Origin of the sequence: Citrobacter amalonaticus Y19, assembly GCF_000981805.1 — a bacterium.
GTDB classification, from domain to species: domain Bacteria; phylum Pseudomonadota; class Gammaproteobacteria; order Enterobacterales; family Enterobacteriaceae; genus Citrobacter_A; species Citrobacter_A amalonaticus_C.
In genome coordinates this window covers 5,193,375-5,212,227 of the sequence record NZ_CP011132.1, presented here as the reverse complement: position 1 = coordinate 5,212,227, position 18,853 = coordinate 5,193,375, and the positions used below count along the sequence as shown (strand labels likewise).

Sequence of the window (18,853 nt, the reverse complement as noted above, 5' to 3'; positions counted from 1 at the left end):
GTTACATCACACTTCAAAAAAGTAAATAGAACGTTAATCACAAGTTTGTAATCGCTTCCATTTACCTATGAAAAATGCGGCTGTGGTTATGGATATTCCTGTCATGCGAGTGGTCTGAAAAGACCGGTACGAGGCGAGTGAAAACAAAATCAGGCGAAGACATTCGGCGCGAGATCGCTATAATACTCGCCACTTGTTTACGACACAGTTAAAGGAAACAGACATGAGCTTACTCAACGTCCCGGCCGGTAAAGACCTGCCGGAAGATATCTACGTTGTTATCGAGATCCCGGCTAACGCAGATCCGATCAAATACGAAGTCGACAAAGAGAGCGGCGCACTGTTCGTTGACCGCTTCATGTCCACTGCGATGTTCTATCCGTGCAACTACGGTTACATCAACCACACCCTGTCTCTGGACGGTGACCCGGTTGACGTTCTGGTCCCGACCCCGTATCCGCTGGAACCGGGCTCCGTGATCCGCTGCCGTCCGGTTGGCGTACTGAAAATGACCGACGAATCCGGTGAAGATGCGAAACTGGTTGCCGTGCCGCACACCAAACTGAGCAAAGAGTACGATCACATTAACGATGTGAACGACCTGCCGGAACTGCTGAAAGCACAGATCACGCACTTCTTCGAGCACTACAAAGATCTCGAAAAAGGCAAGTGGGTGAAAGTGGACGGTTGGGACAACGCAGAAGCCGCTAAAGCTGAAATCATTGCCTCCTTCGAGCGCGCCGCGAAGAAATAAGTTCGCTGAACGCTGAAAACCCTGAACGCCGGGTTCCGGTCAGTAAGGGTTTTTTTATGCCTGCGTTTTGGCAAAAGGGCGGGAAAGAACACCGAAAGGCTGGCAATCGGGAATGCGAGCGACCTCGCAAAAAACAACGCCACCCGAAGGTGGCGTGGGGTATCAGTACTGGTCTCGGTCTAACCAGTTACCGCTGTCGATCAGCGTTAATCCGTCCACCGGGCGCTGGTACACGTACATCCATGCACTGCCGTACGGCGTCTGGATCAACTGGCGTGCGTATTCACCGCCGCGGGTGCGCAAAGCATCCAGCTCGGCCAGAGTCGCATTATCAATACGATAAACCTCACCGTGTACCGTTCCGTCTCCCGGAACTGCGCCTGGATAGTGGCCCAGACTGTACAACTGGTAGTTATCGATACTGTAATTTCCCAGCAACTGGGCGTTGGTCATCCAGTGGCTGTTGCCTTGTTTGGTTCGTAAACTGCCGTAGACAAATATTCGCATTGCTAAAACTCAAACTGATAGAGCAAATCCAGTGCCTGATCTACGCCAGACACAGCTTCCAGATATAGCTTAGGCATCAGGCGATAACGTAACGTGAGTGTCGCCAGCGAGTCAAATATACCCACACCATATTTCACCTGCAGACCAGGCAGTACGTATCCGCTGACCACGACCTGGGAGGAGTCGCCCACCCCCTGCGTGTCCAGTGCCAGATTGCTTACGCCAAATGTCTCCCCGATTTTACCCACAACCTGACCACTTTGTGCAACCCCCAGGCCAATAAGCATTGAGGTCATTGCCGCACTGTCGCTCTGATCGCTGCTCAACCCCTGGCCGCGCAGCAGATAAGAGAGCGCTTCCTGCTGCGACATCGCCGGGTCAGAGAAGATCTCAGCCTTCGGTTCATCAGCCGTTCCGGTGACGCGAACGCCGGCGATCACCTCATCCTCTGTCGCCTCCGGGTTACGAATAGCCTCAATATTCAGCAACGGTTGGTCCGGCGGCCCCGAGAACAACAGTTCGCCTTTACGCACAATCAGATCCTGACCGTAGGCGTGGAAGCGACCGTCCGGAATGTTGATCTGTCCGTTAAGTCCCAGCCCTTGCTTATCCTGCACCACATTCAGATCGCCCGTCAGACGGGCTTTCAGACCAAACGCATCCATCCGCACGTTGTTACCGACGTGGACAATCAGATTGCTGTTGATAGGGATCCCGGCACTCTGCGGCTTCTCAGGCTGCAGGTCATTATTGAGCATCACTTCGTCGCTCGAAACGCCCACGGCGCTCTCTGGCAGGTCGTGTACCACAATACGCGCCCACGGCACGTCCACCCGTCCGTCCAGCGTAAACAGATTCGGCGTCGCCTCGAATACCACATCCGGAGACACATCGAGGCGCACCATCGGCGGCACGGTGATGCGTACCCGGCTACCTTTCGCCGCCACGCGCGCGCGCCAGTTATCGATCTGGCTCCAGTCGGCGTCGCCGCTCAGGTTGATCTGCCCCTGCTGGGTTCGTATCACTCCGGCAAGCGTCGATCGCGTACCGTTGAAGTTCATCGCCAGTTGGCTCGGCTGCATATCAAACGGCATAAAGTTGCCGTCGATATCCAACCCGCTCAGTTGCAATTGCCCAAACATCTGCGGGCTCTGCACATCACCGCCCAGACGCAGATTGGCGCTCAGCATACCTGCGGCCTTCTCACCACGCGCGAAGATCGGGTTTACCATCGCAAGATTGACGTTGCGAATATTGACGTTGCCGCCCAGATTGCGACGCCCCTGCGGATCGGTTACCTGCACCTGGCCATCAAGCTGACCGTTATTGGTCAGGCGAATCAACCAGCCCAGTTCCGCACGATTGTTGCGCAAGTCGGCCGTCACGTTCAGGGTATCGAACGCCAGCGGCAGCGGCGCGTCGTTGACCGTCTGCGTCACCTTCACGTTACGCCCGGAGAGCGTGACGTTGCCCTGCGGCAACCCTTCTTTGGTAGTGTCCCACGACACGTCCGCTTTGCCGGTGAATACGCCGCTGGCCTGAGTCGCCTCCGGCATAAACGGTTTCAGCATCGCCAGGTCAAAGCGGTTGAGATTCACCACCGCCCGCCCTTCGGCACCGGCATCAATAGTTTGCGGCACGCACAGTTCAGCATTCGGGTTTGTCCAGCAGTGTGGCCCGATGCTGATTTTCTGCTCCTGGTTACGGTAGTCGAGCGCGATGGCGCGGGTCAGGGTTAATGGCCCAACCGGCGTCTGGAAGCGCGTATTGCTCAACGAGCCTTTCCAGCGTTCTTCTTTACGATCAAAGCTCCCGGTCAGATCAAGCTGACCGGAGACCGGCTCGCCCTGAACGCGCAGTTGCAGTTCATGTTGCTTCTCGCTCCCTTTGGCGTTCAGCGTCACGAGGCTGATGTTTATGTCAGGCTGCGAAATGCGTTCAACCCGCACGTTGAGGTTACCGGCAATCTGGTCGGTCGATTTAATGTCGCCTTCCACGCGCACCTGGGCAACGGACAGTTCCTGCCAGCGCAGCCCACGGGCAGTGATATCCGCCAGCAGTTGCGGAGCGTCAACCGTACCACGGACGTTGACCAGCCCTTTTGCCGTACCGCCGAGTCCCGGCAATGCGTTGTCCAGTCCCGGCGCGTCGATGGTCGCATCCAGATTGAGATCTTTCACGCCCAGCTCGCCTTTCACGTCGGCGCTGTTTGGCCCCAGTTCCAGATGCAGCCCCGGAATGGTCCACTGCATATAGCTGTTGCCTTTCAGCGACCCATTAACGTTAACCTTGTTCTGCTTAACGTTACCGGTCAGCTTGAGTTCTGGCACGTCCATCTGCCAGGTTCCGCCGTACAGACTGCCCCGGGTTTTAATCAACCCATTGAGCTTCGACGGCCAGTCGGGCACCTCTTTCGCCGTATTGATACCGTCCAGCGTCAATTCGCCTCGCCAGCTGATCGCCTGCTGCCAGTCCACCAGCGCCTTCAGTTCGGTTTTCCCTTCCAGCGCAGCCACGCTGAGCTTGTCGAGATTAATCTGCTGTTCGTTGCCCTTCGCATCGAGCGTGATGGTCGCTGGCGGGATATCCTGTCCTTTCACCGCCGCACGCATCGACAACGTATAGTCCGTCATCTTGCCGGTGAGCTTGAGTTTGATATCGTCGGCCTGGAACTGCTTGTCGCCGGTAAACGGCCAGTAAACCTGCTGACTGACCACCTCCAGATTCAGCGGCAGCCCGGCTTCCGCCAGACGCGTCTGGGCACGCAGATCCAACGCCACCGGCCCGGAGAGGTTCACGCCCACTTCCAGTTGTTCACGTAGCGCCCCGCCCACTTTCAGCTTCACCTTCTCGCCTTTCAGCGGGTCCATGTTCAGCGTGCTGTTCAGGGTGATGTCTACCGGCCAGTTGTCGGTTAACTGGGCCGTCCCGCTGGCGTTCACCGTGCCCTGGTTAGAGTCAACGTCCAACGCATCGAGCTTCATGTTGCCATCAATGCTACTCACCTTCAGCAGCAGGTTATGCACCGTCAGGTCAGTATCACCGGTGATGCGCAGTTGCTCGCCTTTGAACGTTTCAATATTGAGATTGAGCGGCAGGTGCACGTCCGTCATCTCCGGCAGAACCGGCTTCGAGAACAGATCTTTCAGCGTTTCGCCGAGCGGTTTTTCATCCGGCTGCGGGTTCTGGATCTTCGGCTCGACCACTTCTTCCTGAGCGACCTCCGCCACTTTCGGCAGCGCTATCAGCAATCCCTGTAACGACGTGGGCTTCAGGGTCAGGTCCTTCTCCTGCCAGTGCAGACCGGAGGTAAACGCCATCACCGACACGGTTGTGTCATCAATTTTAATATTGACGTTATTCAGCGCCACACGGGAAAGCGTGACCGGATACGGCGTGGAGAGATTCAGCGGCCCGCTCTCTTCTTCTTCGACCGGCGCGGACGGCGGCATTTTTTTACTGTCGATTGCCACATTGATGTCTTTGAGCGACAAATCGTTCACACACAAACTGCTGTTCCACAGGCAATCCAGTCCCACGGCCAGATGCACTTCACCCGCATTAACCGCCACGCCGGGCTGGTCAAAACGGATATTTTTCAGTGACAAATCGCGCCAGCCGCCGGTGACCTGGCCGATTTCCAGCCCCGGCACCCAGCGATTCGCCGCATTGAAGATCAGATGCAGGCCGGTTGTTGTTCCAACCAGAAACGCCACCGTGCCCAGCAACAGCAGGATAAAAATCAGTACGCCGAGGCTTATCTTCTTCCATAAACTCATAATTCAGGCCCCAGACCGATGTAAAACTGTAAACCGTGTTCATCTTTGTCGCCGACCGGAACGGCAAAATCGAGCTTAATTGGCCCGACCGGAGACTGCCAGCGTACGCCCACCCCGGCGCCGGTTTTGAAATCACTCTTACGGATATCGCTGACCGCTTCACCGCTATCGACAAACATCGCCCCCCACCATTTTCCGGTGACGTTGTACTGGTACTCCAGCGACCCGGTCGCCAGTTTCGAGGCCCCTTTCAGGTCACCATTGCTGTATTCTGGCGAAATGGATTTGTATTTATAGCCGCGAATACTGCGGTCGCCCCCGGCGAAGAAACGCAGGTCTGGCGGCACTTTGTCGAAATCGCCGGTTTCAATCCAGCCTAGGTTGCCGCGCATCACGAAACGATGGCGATCGTACAGGGAACGGATCCAGACGTTTTGCGCCTGAAAGACCGAGAAGTCGACGTCAGAGCCCCAGGCGGTGTTGGAGTAATCAATGGAGTAACGCTGGGAGTCGCCCCAGGTGGGCATCAGGCCGCCGCGCGAGCGGGTACGGCTGATCATCACGCCGGGATAAAGCAGCATGGTGGTGTTCGTCACCTCCCCCTGCGTAAAGTGGTCGAGACTCCAGCGCAGGTTAATGGCGCGCTGCCAGCCGCTGGAAAGATCCCAGTAGCGGGAAACCGCAAGCGTGGTGGAGTCCTGTTCGGTATCGTTAAGATCGGTACGCTTAAAACCGCCCTGCACCAGATAGTATTGCTCCAGCGGGTTCTTCAGCAGCGGCATTTTATAGCTGAAATCCAGCTGCTGTTCAGGTGACGAGATACTGGCGCTGGTCGTCAGGCTGTGGCCGTAAGCGTTCATCCACGGCTTTTTCCACGTAGTCTTCACACGCGGCCCCACGTCGGTGGAATAGCCCCCCCCGGTCTCAATGGTGTTTTCCGTTCGCGGCGACACCACCCCCTTCAGCGGCAACACTTTGGTTTTCCGCGCTTTATCGAATTCGGGCGCGACAACCACGGAGTTAAACCAGCCGGTCGCCGAGAGTCGGCGGTTCAGTTCGCCGAGATCTTTCGACTCGTACGCATCCCCTTCTTTAAACGGCACCAGGTTTTGCAGGTACTCCTCGCGGATCTGCGAGCCTTCAAAGGAGACGTGACCAAAGCGATAACGTTCGCCGCTGTTGTAATCGATATCCCAGAACGCCTGATGGCGATCGAGCGCAATACCCAACTGGCTCTTATTAAATTCGCTGTCGAAATACCCTTTACGTAGCGCCACGCTGGTTAATGACTTTTTGAAGCTGTCATAGTCCCCATGATCGAGCACCGTACCGATCGCCGGACGCGTTTTCAGCAGATCCAGATAATCTCTGTCGGTACGCGCGCCGCCGCGTAAAATGACTTCTGTTCCGCCAATGCGCACCGGTTCACCGGGCGTCACTTTGGCCACCAGCACCTGACGCCCTTTCGCCGGAGGCGGACGCAGATCGAAATCAATGGTTGGTTCGTAATAGCCGAGTGCCTTTAACCCTTCGCGGATGGCGTCATCCACGCGCGCACGAAAACGTCGGTCCGGCGTGACTTCATCACCCTGGATGGTTGAGAGTTGTGCCCGGACGTTTTTCTCCAGTTCTCCCGATAGCCCTTCGACCTGTAGACGGACGTTCGCGGCAAAGGCAGAACTGCTTAAACACAACAGGCTCACCCAGCATAACTGACGAATATGTGGCACTTTTTCTCCTGAATATCCCTTATTTCCACCCCTGGAAAAAATCATAACGCCGATCCACGGCTTAACAAAAACCCAACAACTGGGATTGAAAAACAGACGACTACCCAAATATTTCTTATGTTTACTGTAGACGCATTCCTAACGGTTATTGTGTGCAAATACGCGTCTTGTTACAACCTTAACCCCAATTACTGATTTTCGGGAGAACCGCACCATGAGTCTATTTGATAAAAAGCACCTGATTTCACCGTCGGATGCATTACCTGGGCGCAATACCCCGATGCCCGTGGCGACGCTGCATGCCGTCAACGAACATTCGATGACGAACGTCCCCGAAGGGATGGAAATCGCGATTTTCGCGATGGGCTGTTTCTGGGGCGTAGAACGGTTGTTCTGGCAGTTGCCCGGCGTTTACAGCACGGCAGCGGGGTACACCGGCGGCTACACGCCGAATCCCACCTACCGGGAAGTCTGTTCCGGCGAAACGGGCCACGCCGAAGCGGTGCGCGTGGTGTACGATCCGGCGGTCATCAGCTACGAACAGTTGCTACAGGTTTTCTGGGAAAACCACGATCCGGCACAGGGCATGCAACAGGGTAACGACCACGGCACCCAGTATCGTTCGGCCATTTATCCGCTGACACCGGAGCAGGACAGCGCCGCTCGCGCCAGCGTTGAGCGCTTCCAGGCCGCCATGCACGCGGCAGGCGACGAGCGCCACATCACCACCGAAATCAGCAACGCGACACCGTTTTATTACGCTGAAGACGACCACCAGCAGTATCTGCACAAAAATCCGTACGGCTACTGCGGGATCGGCGGGATTGGCGTCTGTTTACCCCCTGACGCGTAAGATTAGCGTTCCACCGTCACGCGGGCCGCATGCCGCGTGGCGCTGGCAACAGTCCCTTTCTGTGAAAGCATCCCTTTCAGCAACAGATTAAACACCGGCGCACCGGGTCGGTTCAGGCGGTGTTGCAGCAGATGCACTGCCTCCACGCCCAGCGCCCGGCAGGGAATGGTCATGCTGCTCACTGTCGCCACGATGCGGGCATCCAGTTCCTGTACGCCCGTGGTCATCAGCGACATCTCTTGCGGAACGCGCACCCCGTGGGCGTTCAATACGCGCAGGATGCCGGTGGACATCGACGCGCCAGCGCAGAAAATCACTTCCGGCCAGTCGTGACGCGGCGTATCGCGCAGCCATTCGCCCATCGCCTGCTCCGACTCCTCCGCACTGAACCCTTCCGTCACCAGCAGATCGCAATGGGTATCAAATGGGATCTGGTACTGACGATAGACTTCCTTGATACCTTCCAGCCGCCAGTACATCGTCTCCCGCCGCAGACTGGTGACGTTGAGAATGCGCCGGTGCCCTTGATCGAACAGATACTGCGTCGCCCGGTTGCCAATCGCCCGATGGTCCGGCGACACCGAATCCAGCAGTCCCTCCCTGTCCTGCGTGTTGATCAACACACAGGGCTTCTCCAGCGACAGTGCCAGCTTGTGGATTGTCGGATCATCAATGCCAATCAAAATGATGGCATTGATGTTCTTATGGTTAGCCTTTTCCAGAAAAGCTTTGATATCCGCACGCTGCTCATCCAGCCCGCAATAGCTCACCCAGACATCGTGTGCAGCGACTGCCTCAGCAATACCGCGCGTCACTTCAAGGTAGAAAGCGTCACCCTGCGCCGTGAACGTGCGCTGCGGGGCAAAGACGGCGATACCGTTAATCAACAGTCGTCCGCTGGCGAGTGAGTCGAGGACACCCAGTTGTCGCGCACATTTCACTATTGCCTCACGCGCCTTGTCGCTGGTGTAGGACTTCCCGCTTAGCACCCGCGAAACGGTACTCACTGAGAAGCCCGTTAAGGCGGCAATTTCATCCATTTTCAGCTTGCCCGGCATTCTGTGACCTCGCTCGCAATGTATCTTTGCAAATTTTTGCAGACATACTTCGTTGATTCTAAAACACCTTTTTAATTAGCTCGCTAACTTCTTTTGCGTCCTGCAAGCGCTCTCACAAAATCCCGTTGTCGACCTTCCAGGCGTTTCTTATGTTCCGCTTATCCCTCCTTGTTCCTGAATAAGGCATGACATGAAAAAAGTACGTTTTGGCATTATTGGCGTGGGCAACATCGGTACCGTCCATGCCCGTTATCTGCTGGCGGGAACCGTGAATGACGCCTGCCTGACCGCCGTGTGCGACAACAACGCCGCTAAGCATGCCGCCATCCGCCAGTTGGTGGGCGATTCCGTGACGCTGTTCAGCGACGCGCGCGACATGCTGGAGAGCGGACTGATCGACGCCGTCATTGTCGCGACGCCGCACTACGATCATCCAGGGCTGTCCATCATGGCCATGCGTCAGGGGATCCACACGCTCTGTGAGAAACCCGCCGGCGTCTACACCGCTCAGGTTAAGGAGATGAACGCCTGCGCCCGCGAGTGCGACGTGGTCTTCAGCATGATGTACAACCAGCGCCCTAACCCGCTGTATCAGAAGGTGAAAGACCTGATCGACAGCGGTGAACTGGGCGAACTGCGCCGCTCCAACTGGATAATCACCAACTGGTATCGCTCGCAGAGTTACTACAACTCCGGCGGCTGGCGCGCCACCTGGAAGGGTGAAGGGGGCGGCGTGTTGCTAAACCAGGATCCGCACCAGCTCGATCTCTGGCAGTGGCTGGTCGGTATGCCCGTGCGGATGCGCGCTTTCTGCAAGTTCGGTAAACATCGGCAGATTGAAGTCGAAAACGAGGTGACGGCGTATGCCGAGTACGCGAATGGAGCAACGGGGGTCTTCATCACCACGACCGCCGAAGCGCCGGGCACCAACCGCCTGGAGATTGTCGGCGATCGCGGCAAAGTGGTCGTCGAAGAGGGCCGCCTGCGCTTCTGGCGGTTACGCGAATCCGAAACGGAATTTAACGCCCGCTGGCAAAACGGCTTCGGCGAGCCGGAGTGCTGGGAAGTCTCCATCCCCACCGCCCCGGAGTGTAGCGAACACGTTGTGATTACCCGCAATTTCACCGCCGCCATCCTGCATGGCGAACCGCTCATCGCCCCCGGTCAGGAGGGCATTCACGGCCTGACGCTTTCCAATGCGATGCACCTCTCCACCTGGACGGACGACTGGGTCACGCTGCCCATTGACGAGCAGCGCTACTACCAGCTGTTGCAGGAACATATTGCGTCATCGGTCGAAAAAACGGTTGCCAGCCGCACGCTGGACGCCTCCGGAACCTGGTAACGGCGGGGAGTGATTATGCTGAACATCGCGATTGTCGGAACGGGGAATATCTCGCATCAGCACATTCAGGGCTATCTGACGTTTCCTGAGCGCTGTCGAATTGTCGCCCTGGTGGATATTTTTCCCGAAAAGGCCGAAGAGAAAAAAGCGCGTTACGGACTGCACGACGCACGAGTTTACGCCAGCCATCAGGCAATGCTGGAAGCTGGGACGGCGGTTGACCTGGTGGATGTCTGCACACCGCCCTACGTCCATGCGGAAATCGCCATCAATGCCCTGAGTCGCGGCAAACATGTCCTCTGCGAAAAACCGATGGCGGCGTCGCTGGAAGAGTGCGACGCGATGATTGCCGCACAACGGGCGAGCGGCAAAACCCTGTCGGTCATCGCGCAAAACCGTTTTACCGACGCCTTCTGGCGTTTGAAAACGGCGGTGGATTCCGGCCTTGCGGGCAAGATTTGTCACGCTCAGGTGGATTCCTTCTGGTGGCGCGGACACTGCTACTACGACCTGTGGTGGCGCGGTACGTGGGAGAAAGAAGGCGGTGGCTGCACGCTCAACCACGCAGTGCACCATATTGACGCCATCCAGTGGATGCTCGGCTTTCCCAGCGAAGTGGTGGCGATGATGGCCAACGTCGCCCACGACAATGCGGAAGTGGAAGATCTCAGCGCCGCCATCTTCCGCTATCCCAATGGCGCGCTGACCCAACTGACTGCTTCGGTGGTGCATCACGGTGAAGACCAGAAAATTGTGATTCAGGGCGAGAAGGCGCGCATTTCCGCGCCGTGGAAAGTGTTCGCCAGCCAGTCCGCAGACAATGGTTTCCCGCAGGCTGAAAACGATTCTGCACGAGAAGACAGCCTGACGACGCGGTTTCACGCCACCCCGGCCCTGAAATGGACGCTGCATACCGGGCAAATTGACAACGTGTTAACCGCCATTGAAAAGGAGATCGAACCGCTGGTGGATGGCGAACAGGGCAAACGCTCGCTGGAACTGATCACCGCTATCTATAAATCGGCGATCGTCCGTTCGGTGGTGACCCTGCCTGTTCAACGCGACGACGCGTTTTATCGCACGGGCGGCCTGCTCCAAAAGGCTCCACATTTTTATGAGAAATCCGCCTCGGTGAGCAATTTTGCCGAGGTAGGCGCGATCCCGCTGGGTAAAGACTTAGATTCAGGAGTGGAAGAATGAATAAGCATGACGGAATGAACTATGCCCCAACCGGCAAACCACAGCCGGTCGTCAAGCCCGGCGAATTTATCATTGCCGCAGCGGCCCTCGATCACGGCCATATCTATGGCATGTGCAACGGGTTGATTGAGGCGGGTGCGACGCTGAAATGGGTATACGACCCGGACCCGGCAAAAGTGGCGAGCTTTTTACAGCAGTACCCACAGGCGCAGGTCGCGGATTCGCTGGCAACGATCCTTAACGACGCCACGGTAAACCTGGTCGCTGGCGCGGCGATCCCTTCCGAACGCTGCCCGCTAGGGCTGAAGGTGATGGCCGCAGGGAAAGACTATTTCACCGACAAAGCGCCGTTGACTACGCTGGAGCAACTGGAAGACGCCAAAGCGATGGTGGCAAAAACCGGACGTAAATACGCCGTCTACTACAGCGAACGTCTGCATGTGGAAAGCGCTGTCTTTGTAGGTGATCTGATCAAACAGGGGGCGATTGGCCGGGTTATCCAAACTCTCGGCACCGGCCCACACCGTGAAGGCAGCGGTCGCCCGGACTGGTTTTATGAGCGTCGCTATTTCGGCGGCATTCTCTGCGACATCGGCAGCCATCAGATAGAACAGTTTCTGTTCTATACCGGCAACCGCGACGCGCATATTGTGGCAAGCCAGGTACGCAACGTGAATCACCCGCAGTATCCACAGTTTGAAGATTTTGGCGACGCCATGCTGGCGGGCGACAACGGCGCAACGGGCTACTTTCGCTGCGACTGGTTCACACCAGGCGGCCTCTCGACCTGGGGCGATGGCCGCCTGACGCTGCTCGGCACCGAGGGCTATATCGAAATCCGCAAATATGTCGATCTCACTCGCGGCGAGCAGGATGTGGTTTATCTGGTCAACAAAGAGGGGGAATTTCGTTATCCCGTAGCCGGCAAGGTGGGCTTTCCGTACTTTGGCCAGCTTATCCTCGACTGTATCCGGCGTACTGAAAACGCCATGACGCAGGAACATGCCTTTAAAGCGGCGGAGCTGTGCGTTAAGGCACAGATGCGGGCAAACGCGAGCGCATGACGGGAGGCACCATGAACACAGTGAATGCCGCCATTATCGGCGGTGGCGCTATCCATGCCGTCCACGCTGAGGCGCTACAACAGTTGCCCAACGTCAGGCTGCGCGCGATTGCCGAAACGGACATCAACAAAGGACGACAGCTGGCAGCGCTTTATGATTGCCATTTTTATCATGACTACCGCGAAATGCTCTGGGATGACGCGATCGACGTTGTGCATATTTGCACCCCGCACTATCTGCATAAACCGATGATCATCGCCGCGCTGGCGGCAGGGAAACATGTGTTTTGCGAAAAGCCGGTCGTGATGCGCGCGCTGGACGTGGCTGAAGTCGAGACGGCCCTCGCCCATGCGCGGGGCATGCTTGGGATCTGTTATCAGAACCGGCTCAATCCCACCAGTCTCGCCATTAAACAGCAATTGCAGGAGGGCGCGATCGGCAAGATGCTCGCGATTAAAGCAGTGCTAACCTGGTCGCGTGACGGCAGTTATTACACCGCCAGTCCCTGGCGTGGAAAAGCGGACACCGAAGGTGGCTGCCTGCTGATCAACCAGGCTATCCACACGCTCGATCTGATGCAATGGTTTGCCGAGGGCGTGACGCGGGTCAAGGGGGTGGTCGACAGCACCTGGCTTGCCAGTACCATCGACGGTGAAGACAGCGCCATGGCGACCTTTGCCTTTCGCAACGGCGCGCGTGGACTGTTTTATGCCAGCAACTGCCACACCACCAACTCACCGCTCCAGTTGGAAATACACGGCGAAAAAGGCACGTTGCTCCTTGAGGGGAGCGAGTTGTGGCATATCAACGGGGAGACGCGGCAAAAGCGGGCAACCGACGCAGCCCCTGACGGCAGCGGCAAAAGCTACTGGGGCATCGGCCATCGTGAAGCGATCCGTCAGTTCTATTACGCCCTACACCATCCCACCACCGGAAGCGTATGCAGCATTCACGAAGCGGCTAAGTCATTGCAAATCGTTGATGCCATTTATCGTTCGTCGCAATTACGCACCTGGATAAACCTGGAGAAATAAATCCGCAGAAAGTGAATTCAGGCCGGATAAGGCTCGTCCGGCAATCAAGTCATACTACAGGAATAATCATATGGCGAAACCTACTGAACGTAGAGTAGGTTACGGCGTAGCAATTGGCTACGGCGTAACCGATTTATTTGGTGGCGGTGCATTCGCAGTTATTGGCACCTGGCTGTTATTTTTTTACACCACCTATTGTGGACTGTCTGTACTGGAAGCCGGATCTATATTCGCAATTGCACGTATCATTGATGCAATATTAAGTCCGGTGATGGGTTATATTACCGACAACTTTGGCAATACCTGGGCTGGCAAAAAATTTGGCCGCCGTCGTTTCTTTTTATTGATAAGTGCTCCGCTCATGTTTCTCTACGCGCTGGTGTGGATTACCGACATGAGTTACTGGTATTACCTGGGAACCTATCTTTCCATCGAACTGCTCTCGGCGATGGTGCTGGTGCCCTGGGAGACGCTGTCGGCAGAGATGACCAACCGCTTCAGCGAACGTACTCGCCTCTCTGGCGTGCGCATGATGTGTTCACAACTGGGCGGCTTTTTAGCGGTTTCCGTACCTGGCATTATTATGCAATATACAGGTAAAGATAATTCATTGACCTATACTCTGACCGGGATCGTATTTGCGATTATTTATTGTGTCGCCGTATTCACAACCTGGGCGACGACCTGGGAAGCAAAAGATGTGCGGGAAGAATATGAATTCACACCGGACACCCAGCGTAGTACAGGATTATTTAACCATCTGAAGTATTTGGTTGTGGATCTTTTTTCCGCCTTTAAGCTGCGTATTTTTCGCCAGCATATTCTTATCTATATTTGTTCATTTACCGCCCTGGATGTCTTTGGTTCCGTTTTCACTTATTACGTGATCTATGGATTAAAACAGGATGCGGCCACGGTTTCCGGACTGTTAAGTATCGCAGCGTTTGTTTCGGTCCCCGGTACGTTCGGCTTTATGCTGCTGATGAATAAGCTCAACATGACGCCTTCTGCGGCACTGCGCCTCTCCTATGGCAGCATTTTCTTCGTCCTTGCCTGTCTTTTTACCCTTTACCTGGGCGATATCCATCTCCCGGCCCTGCTCTTTTCCGCAATATTTGTCCTGTTCGGCCTGGCAAAAGCCGGGTTGTATTACATCCCGTGGAATATCTACAGTTTTATTCCGGATGTGGATGAGATAGTCACCCGCCAGCGTCGGGAAGGTATTTTTGCCGGGGTGATGGTGCTGACCCGCAAAAGCACCGTTGCGCTGGCGATTATGTTGATTGGCGTGGTGCTGGAAGAGAGCGGTTTTGTCAAAGGCGGTGGTTCGCAGCCCATCGGCGCACTACACGCCATTATTGGTCTGATGATATTTGCGACCGCCGCCCTGCTGGCCGTCAGCTTTTACACCACGTTCCGGTTTAAGCTGACGCAAAAGACGCACAAAATCCTGATCAAAGAGGTGGCGCGCCGCAAGCTCGGCGGTAAATGTGAAGACTGCGACGAAGAGACCCGCGCTGTCATTAAGTCACTCACCGGCTTCGCCTACGATGAAATATGGGATGCCGCGCCAGACGCAAGAAATAAGAGCCGAACGGCTACCGCTGAAAATTAACCCTCTGGCGGCTTTACAGTCCCTTACGCTATACTAGCCCCTGAACTTACCGGCTCACCTCTACGAGCCGGTTTTCAATAAGCATTACCACATGGATTTATCAATTTCCCTTCCGAGGATCTGACCTGAACGGTTAGATAAAATATGTTAAACAGCCATTTTGAATCTACTTTACTGGAGCAGAATGTCAGTGTTAGTGCGGGTTTGATGGTGATTAAGAGTATTGGACCATACGACAGAGAACAGAAGGGATCAAGTTGGTAGGTTTTGTTTAGCTTAAGTAATGTCTTTTAATATGATTAAACTGATCGTGATAATTGAAGTTAATTTATAGTATCACCTGAACATTAGTACCTGTATCTTCCGAAAGAATTGAACAAACATGTTCTCTTTAAAATCAATCGCTTAGCATTTCACCCACAAATGAAATTATATATGTTTTAGCAGGTTACCCCCCATAGTATGATGCACTTATCCTCATCGAAATGCTGTAGTACGATTCGATAGTTAAAAATGCTTTACCTGTATAAAAACACAGCTATAATAGATATAAATTTGCGAGTGTCCTTAAATGAAGTATATTGCCTTAACTCAGTGAAAAAGGGTTTTGAAATGGCAGATACCTTTGGAATTAGAATTGATTACAAAATTGGTAGGAATAGGCCAGAGAAAGTATTTGAAGCAATGGCAATGTACATTAGTGCCTATGAAGATCTCATACAATTATTGTCACAAACAGTAGGCTGTAAAAATGAATTCAATTTCGTCCTTGATACAGTTGAAAAAGGTTCATTAATCACTTTTTTGAAAAAAAGACATGATCAAGCTATCGATTTAGTTACTGCTAAACTTTTGAAAGAGGCAAGTGAAACAACCAAAGTATTAAAGGGAATTTCAAATATTGAGAATGAAGAACAAATAGATGAAATTGCCGAAAAAGTTGATGAGAACCTAACAGAGTCTTTTCCTGAGATATTTACAATAGCTCAGCCTCAAATTGAGAAAAAAACTTTAGCAAAAATATTAAAGCGTTTGGCTGATGCCAATTTAAACTTAAGGCAGGATGAAACTGTAGATTTAATTTTAAAAAAAGAAGATGCAGTGAAAGTAAACACTCATTTTAAATTCTCAGCAAACTTGGATGATTTATACATTGACGATAAAATTATTAAAAATGGCATTACAGACAAGTTATTCATAGTCAAACCAGTTAATGACGGAAATTCACGTTGGGATTGTAAAAGTTTAAATATGAACCAAAGATTTGATGCTGTAATGATGGATAAAATTTGGCTGGAACGTTACCAATCAGGATTAGTGCCGCCAATTGGGCCAAGTGATATAATGCTTGCAAGAATGAATTTAGTTATAAAGAATAAAAAAGACAACAAATTTAACAAGGTAATGCATGCAGAAATATCTGAGGTGATTGACATAATTGAATATAATAAGGAAATGAAAAATGAACCGCTTCATTTCTAATTTAGCCAAAGGTGATACCGATAAAACAATTTTTTTGAAAAGGCTTGTTTCCGCGTGGTACTTTATATTATTACCTTTTGCCGTTCTTATATTCATAAAGCTTTATTCTATGAGTCTTATTGACGTACTTTTGGTGTCTGATTGGTCAATAGCTTCATTTATAATTTATGGCCAATTAATTAGTCAAATAACCGCAAATAGTATCAGTTTAAAAAAAGTTGCAGATCATGGATTAGAATACTATGTTACCAAAAGAATTGTTTTTGGACTTACTTCAAACATAGTAATTTATATTTTAATGGCACTAAAACCAAACATATACCTTGGGGTACTACAAATACTTTTGTTTATTTTTGCTAATATAAGATATTTTAGTGACAATTTATCAATTTATGATTTGAAAAAAGCCAACCTTAATTAATAATTAAAGGGGTAGTGTGTCCTCTATAAAAAACATCAACTAAAATCAAAATAGGATATCAAGTTTTGCTTGCTATTTGTCACTTCATTTAAATTCTCTCTGAGAAGATTTATCTTTTTCATTAATGCTTTTGTATTTTGTGATAATGACATCAAATATACCATAAATTCACTGCTATTCTCTGGGTAAAGAATATCTTTATTTTCATAAGAAGATAAGAACTCACCGCCATAGAAGTGAGAGAGAAACTGCCTGAGCTCATATATAAGGCTTTCCAACCCAATTGTTAATTCTTTATGAGTTTCAAAGTGCCCTGACAATAACGCCCCATACCTATTCTCGCTAAAATTTATGCCCGTATTTCTCATTCTAAAAATATTAAACTGAATCTCTTGATTATAAGGAAAAAGCGTTTGATATAAAATATCATTAAGATCATCATGAAGTTTCGAAAGTTCCGTTACAAAGCTTAATTCTTTTTGCTTCCGAAAATCATTAGGCGTTTTTTCCAAATTTTGAATTACATTTATATACCCTCTAAAAAATGCTTCCATTTTTGAAATTGGAATTCCCAGCTTATGAGAAAGCGTAGATTGAAGTAAGCTATCATTTAATAATTTTAACGCAATATGATGCCCTTCCTGCTTTGTCTTATCCAACCAAAACTGTTGTGCTTTGATTAAAGCCGAAAATGCAATTATCACAACAAACGTATCCATCACGGCTGAAACAAATGATGCATCAATTCCTTTTGTAACATTTACATCGATAAACATCCAAACAAAACCACCTAAAAAAAATGCCACCATGTATTTTAAAATGACATTGATAATTCTCTTGTATTGTCTTATATTTTTTGTTTTACCATTTTTCACAATAAGATCTCCTTATCAGTCTGTCAGAATGTTAACCCGTTTTGGACATAAAAATCATTAAGTATTTTATCAAGCAACATTACTAATGTGACAAATATAAGAAATTTACCATGCTGTTTACATCATAGATGCCTAAAAAAGACACAGTAATTATGAGAGTATTGTGAGCATGGTTTTCTAACACACAAACGATCTCAAATAAGTATACACAAAGCGAACCTACCTTTTTCCATTGTGTACTGATTCATTAAATCGATTTTACGACTTAAAAAGGACTAAATAAAAAGAGCCATGTAAAATGGACTTTATTATTACAGTCAAAATATAGTTTTATATAAAACACATAAATCAACACAAGTTATGCAATAAATGTTAAAAATCCAGACATTCTTAGATCTTATGTAAGCACCGATATGCTGCATTATAAATCTTCACCAAATGAATAATCACTATCAATATTTCTCAACCCCAATTTCTTTTCAAAAATAGTGGCTATTTGTTTCTGTAGTTTAATTACTTTTGATTCAGCTTTCTTTACCTCATCACACTCTATAAAATCTATATTTTTTGCAAGTAATAATAAGTATTCATAATGTGAATTTAAATAATCACTACGCAATGATAATATTTCCGTAATCACCTTATTAAAGGTATCATTTACTGTGACATTAAACCGCCCTAAGAGGGTTCTGTCATTATATATCTCACTTAACTCAGTAAGGTCAGAAGTAGTAATCCTGGCGATCTCAGAGATTATTTTTTCATTTATATCCACATTTGACATTTTATTAACAATGTCATTGACTATCTTTTTTCGAAACAATACATCAGCATAAAGGCGATTATTTATAGACCACAACTTCTTATCAAATTGAATTGCAATTTGATGTGCTGAGTCAAGGGTATTCATTCTTTTCTTCTGTTTTAACCAATTATTTGTTATATTCCCGGCCCAAGTGGCAGCACATAAAAGCCCTATATTGCATATAGCACTAACCCAATCACTAATTGATCCCCACTCTATTTCTCTTTCACCTATAAACAGTACCTTCAACAATACTAATCCGGCCAAAGATAAGATGGCTACAGTTAACCCTAACAAACCACGATTCCAATACTTTAATTCCATATCATAA

15 protein-coding genes are annotated in these 18,853 nt (G+C 51.0%); 9 read left to right on the top strand and 6 right to left on the bottom strand.

The features are described 5' to 3' along the window. The first annotated feature begins 223 nt into the window (after nt 1–223). Nucleotides 224–754: an inorganic diphosphatase gene (ppa, locus tag F384_RS24325; protein ID WP_046495507.1), complete on the top strand. Its 531-nt coding sequence runs from the start codon at nt 224–226 to the stop codon at nt 752–754. A 162-nt stretch (nt 755–916) separates the two neighbouring features. Here the strand turns inward: ppa and F384_RS24320 are convergent, their stop codons facing one another. Genes F384_RS24320 through tamA form a run of 3 tightly spaced genes read right to left on the bottom strand, consistent with a single transcriptional unit; the run spans nt 917 to nt 6,770 of the window. Further along, nucleotides 917–1,261 carry a gamma-glutamylcyclotransferase gene (locus F384_RS24320; RefSeq protein WP_046495504.1) on the bottom strand — a complete coding sequence of 115 codons (345 nt, stop codon included), beginning with the start codon at nt 1,259–1,261 and terminating at the stop codon, nt 917–919. 2 nt (nt 1,262–1,263) lie between these two features. Then, nucleotides 1,264–5,040 (bottom strand): autotransporter assembly complex protein TamB, encoded by a 3,777-nt coding sequence (gene tamB, locus F384_RS24315; RefSeq protein ID WP_046495498.1) that lies wholly within the window; start codon nt 5,038–5,040, stop codon nt 1,264–1,266. Next, a complete protein-coding gene (gene tamA, locus F384_RS24310; protein WP_046495491.1) occupies nt 5,037–6,770 on the bottom strand; it encodes an autotransporter assembly complex protein TamA in 1,734 nt (577 codons plus the stop codon). Before tamA ends, tamB begins: the two co-directional genes overlap by 4 nt. A gap of 214 nt (nt 6,771–6,984) precedes the next feature. Here tamA and msrA point away from each other — a divergent pair, with 214 nt between their 5' ends. Continuing rightward, nucleotides 6,985–7,623, top strand: coding sequence for a peptide-methionine (S)-S-oxide reductase MsrA (gene msrA / locus F384_RS24305; protein ID WP_046495485.1), 639 nt, complete (start codon nt 6,985–6,987; stop codon nt 7,621–7,623). Nucleotides 7,624–7,625: 2 nt separating this feature from the next. Here msrA and F384_RS24300 read toward each other — a convergent pair whose 3' ends face one another. Next, entirely contained in the window at nt 7,626–8,681 is a 1,056-nt protein-coding gene (locus tag F384_RS24300; RefSeq protein WP_046495483.1) for a LacI family DNA-binding transcriptional regulator, read from the bottom strand. A 190-nt stretch (nt 8,682–8,871) separates the two neighbouring features. Between F384_RS24300 and F384_RS24295 the strand changes: the two genes are divergently transcribed. From F384_RS24295 to F384_RS24265, 7 genes are all read left to right on the top strand, one after another. After that, nucleotides 8,872–10,026, top strand: a complete 1,155-nt coding sequence (locus F384_RS24295) for a Gfo/Idh/MocA family protein (RefSeq protein ID WP_046495479.1) — start codon at nt 8,872–8,874, stop codon at nt 10,024–10,026. 15 nt (nt 10,027–10,041) lie between these two features. After that, nucleotides 10,042–11,226: a Gfo/Idh/MocA family protein gene (locus F384_RS24290; protein ID WP_046495475.1), complete on the top strand. Its 1,185-nt coding sequence runs from the start codon at nt 10,042–10,044 to the stop codon at nt 11,224–11,226. Further along, nucleotides 11,223–12,290 (top strand): Gfo/Idh/MocA family protein, encoded by a 1,068-nt coding sequence (locus F384_RS24285; protein ID WP_046495471.1) that lies wholly within the window; start codon nt 11,223–11,225, stop codon nt 12,288–12,290. Before F384_RS24290 ends, F384_RS24285 begins: the two co-directional genes overlap by 4 nt. Before the next feature lie 11 nt (nt 12,291–12,301). Beyond that, nucleotides 12,302–13,324: a Gfo/Idh/MocA family protein gene (locus F384_RS24280; RefSeq protein WP_046495467.1), complete on the top strand. Its 1,023-nt coding sequence runs from the start codon at nt 12,302–12,304 to the stop codon at nt 13,322–13,324. Nucleotides 13,325–13,394: 70 nt separating this feature from the next. Continuing rightward, a complete protein-coding gene (locus tag F384_RS24275) occupies nt 13,395–14,939 on the top strand; it encodes an MFS transporter (protein WP_046495464.1) in 1,545 nt (514 codons plus the stop codon). Between the two features lie 612 nt (nt 14,940–15,551). Beyond that, nucleotides 15,552–16,421: a hypothetical protein gene (locus F384_RS24270; RefSeq protein ID WP_046495461.1), complete on the top strand. Its 870-nt coding sequence runs from the start codon at nt 15,552–15,554 to the stop codon at nt 16,419–16,421. Beyond that, nucleotides 16,402–16,842, top strand: coding sequence for a hypothetical protein (locus F384_RS24265; RefSeq protein WP_046495457.1), 441 nt, complete (start codon nt 16,402–16,404; stop codon nt 16,840–16,842). Before F384_RS24270 ends, F384_RS24265 begins: the two co-directional genes overlap by 20 nt. Before the next feature lie 35 nt (nt 16,843–16,877). Here F384_RS24265 and F384_RS24260 read toward each other — a convergent pair whose 3' ends face one another. Both F384_RS24260 and F384_RS24255 read right to left on the bottom strand, forming a co-directional pair. Continuing rightward, nucleotides 16,878–17,717, bottom strand: a complete 840-nt coding sequence (locus F384_RS24260; protein ID WP_046495454.1) for a hypothetical protein — start codon at nt 17,715–17,717, stop codon at nt 16,878–16,880. 421 nt (nt 17,718–18,138) lie between these two features. After that, the gene (locus F384_RS24255; RefSeq protein ID WP_046495450.1) at nt 18,139–18,846 is read right to left on the bottom strand and encodes a hypothetical protein; all 708 of its coding nucleotides are present in this window, start codon (nt 18,844–18,846) and stop codon (nt 18,139–18,141) included. Between the last annotated feature and the right edge of the window lie 7 nt (nt 18,847–18,853).

Coding starts and splice junctions, on each gene's coding strand:
- ppa (WP_046495507.1), top strand. CDS start 224: ATGAGCTTACTCAACGTCCCGGCCGGTAAAGACCTGCCGGAAGATATC.
- F384_RS24320 (WP_046495504.1), bottom strand. CDS start 1,261: ATGCGAATATTTGTCTACGGCAGTTTACGAACCAAACAAGGCAACAGC.
- tamB (WP_046495498.1), bottom strand. CDS start 5,040: ATGAGTTTATGGAAGAAGATAAGCCTCGGCGTACTGATTTTTATCCTG.
- msrA (WP_046495485.1), top strand. CDS start 6,985: ATGAGTCTATTTGATAAAAAGCACCTGATTTCACCGTCGGATGCATTA.
- F384_RS24300 (WP_046495483.1), bottom strand. CDS start 8,681: ATGCCGGGCAAGCTGAAAATGGATGAAATTGCCGCCTTAACGGGCTTC.
- F384_RS24295 (WP_046495479.1), top strand. CDS start 8,872: ATGAAAAAAGTACGTTTTGGCATTATTGGCGTGGGCAACATCGGTACC.
- F384_RS24290 (WP_046495475.1), top strand. CDS start 10,042: ATGCTGAACATCGCGATTGTCGGAACGGGGAATATCTCGCATCAGCAC.
- F384_RS24285 (WP_046495471.1), top strand. CDS start 11,223: ATGAATAAGCATGACGGAATGAACTATGCCCCAACCGGCAAACCACAG.
- F384_RS24280 (WP_046495467.1), top strand. CDS start 12,302: ATGAACACAGTGAATGCCGCCATTATCGGCGGTGGCGCTATCCATGCC.
- F384_RS24275 (WP_046495464.1), top strand. CDS start 13,395: ATGGCGAAACCTACTGAACGTAGAGTAGGTTACGGCGTAGCAATTGGC.
- F384_RS24270 (WP_046495461.1), top strand. CDS start 15,552: ATGGCAGATACCTTTGGAATTAGAATTGATTACAAAATTGGTAGGAAT.
- F384_RS24265 (WP_046495457.1), top strand. CDS start 16,402: ATGAACCGCTTCATTTCTAATTTAGCCAAAGGTGATACCGATAAAACA.
- F384_RS24255 (WP_046495450.1), bottom strand. CDS start 18,846: ATGGAATTAAAGTATTGGAATCGTGGTTTGTTAGGGTTAACTGTAGCC.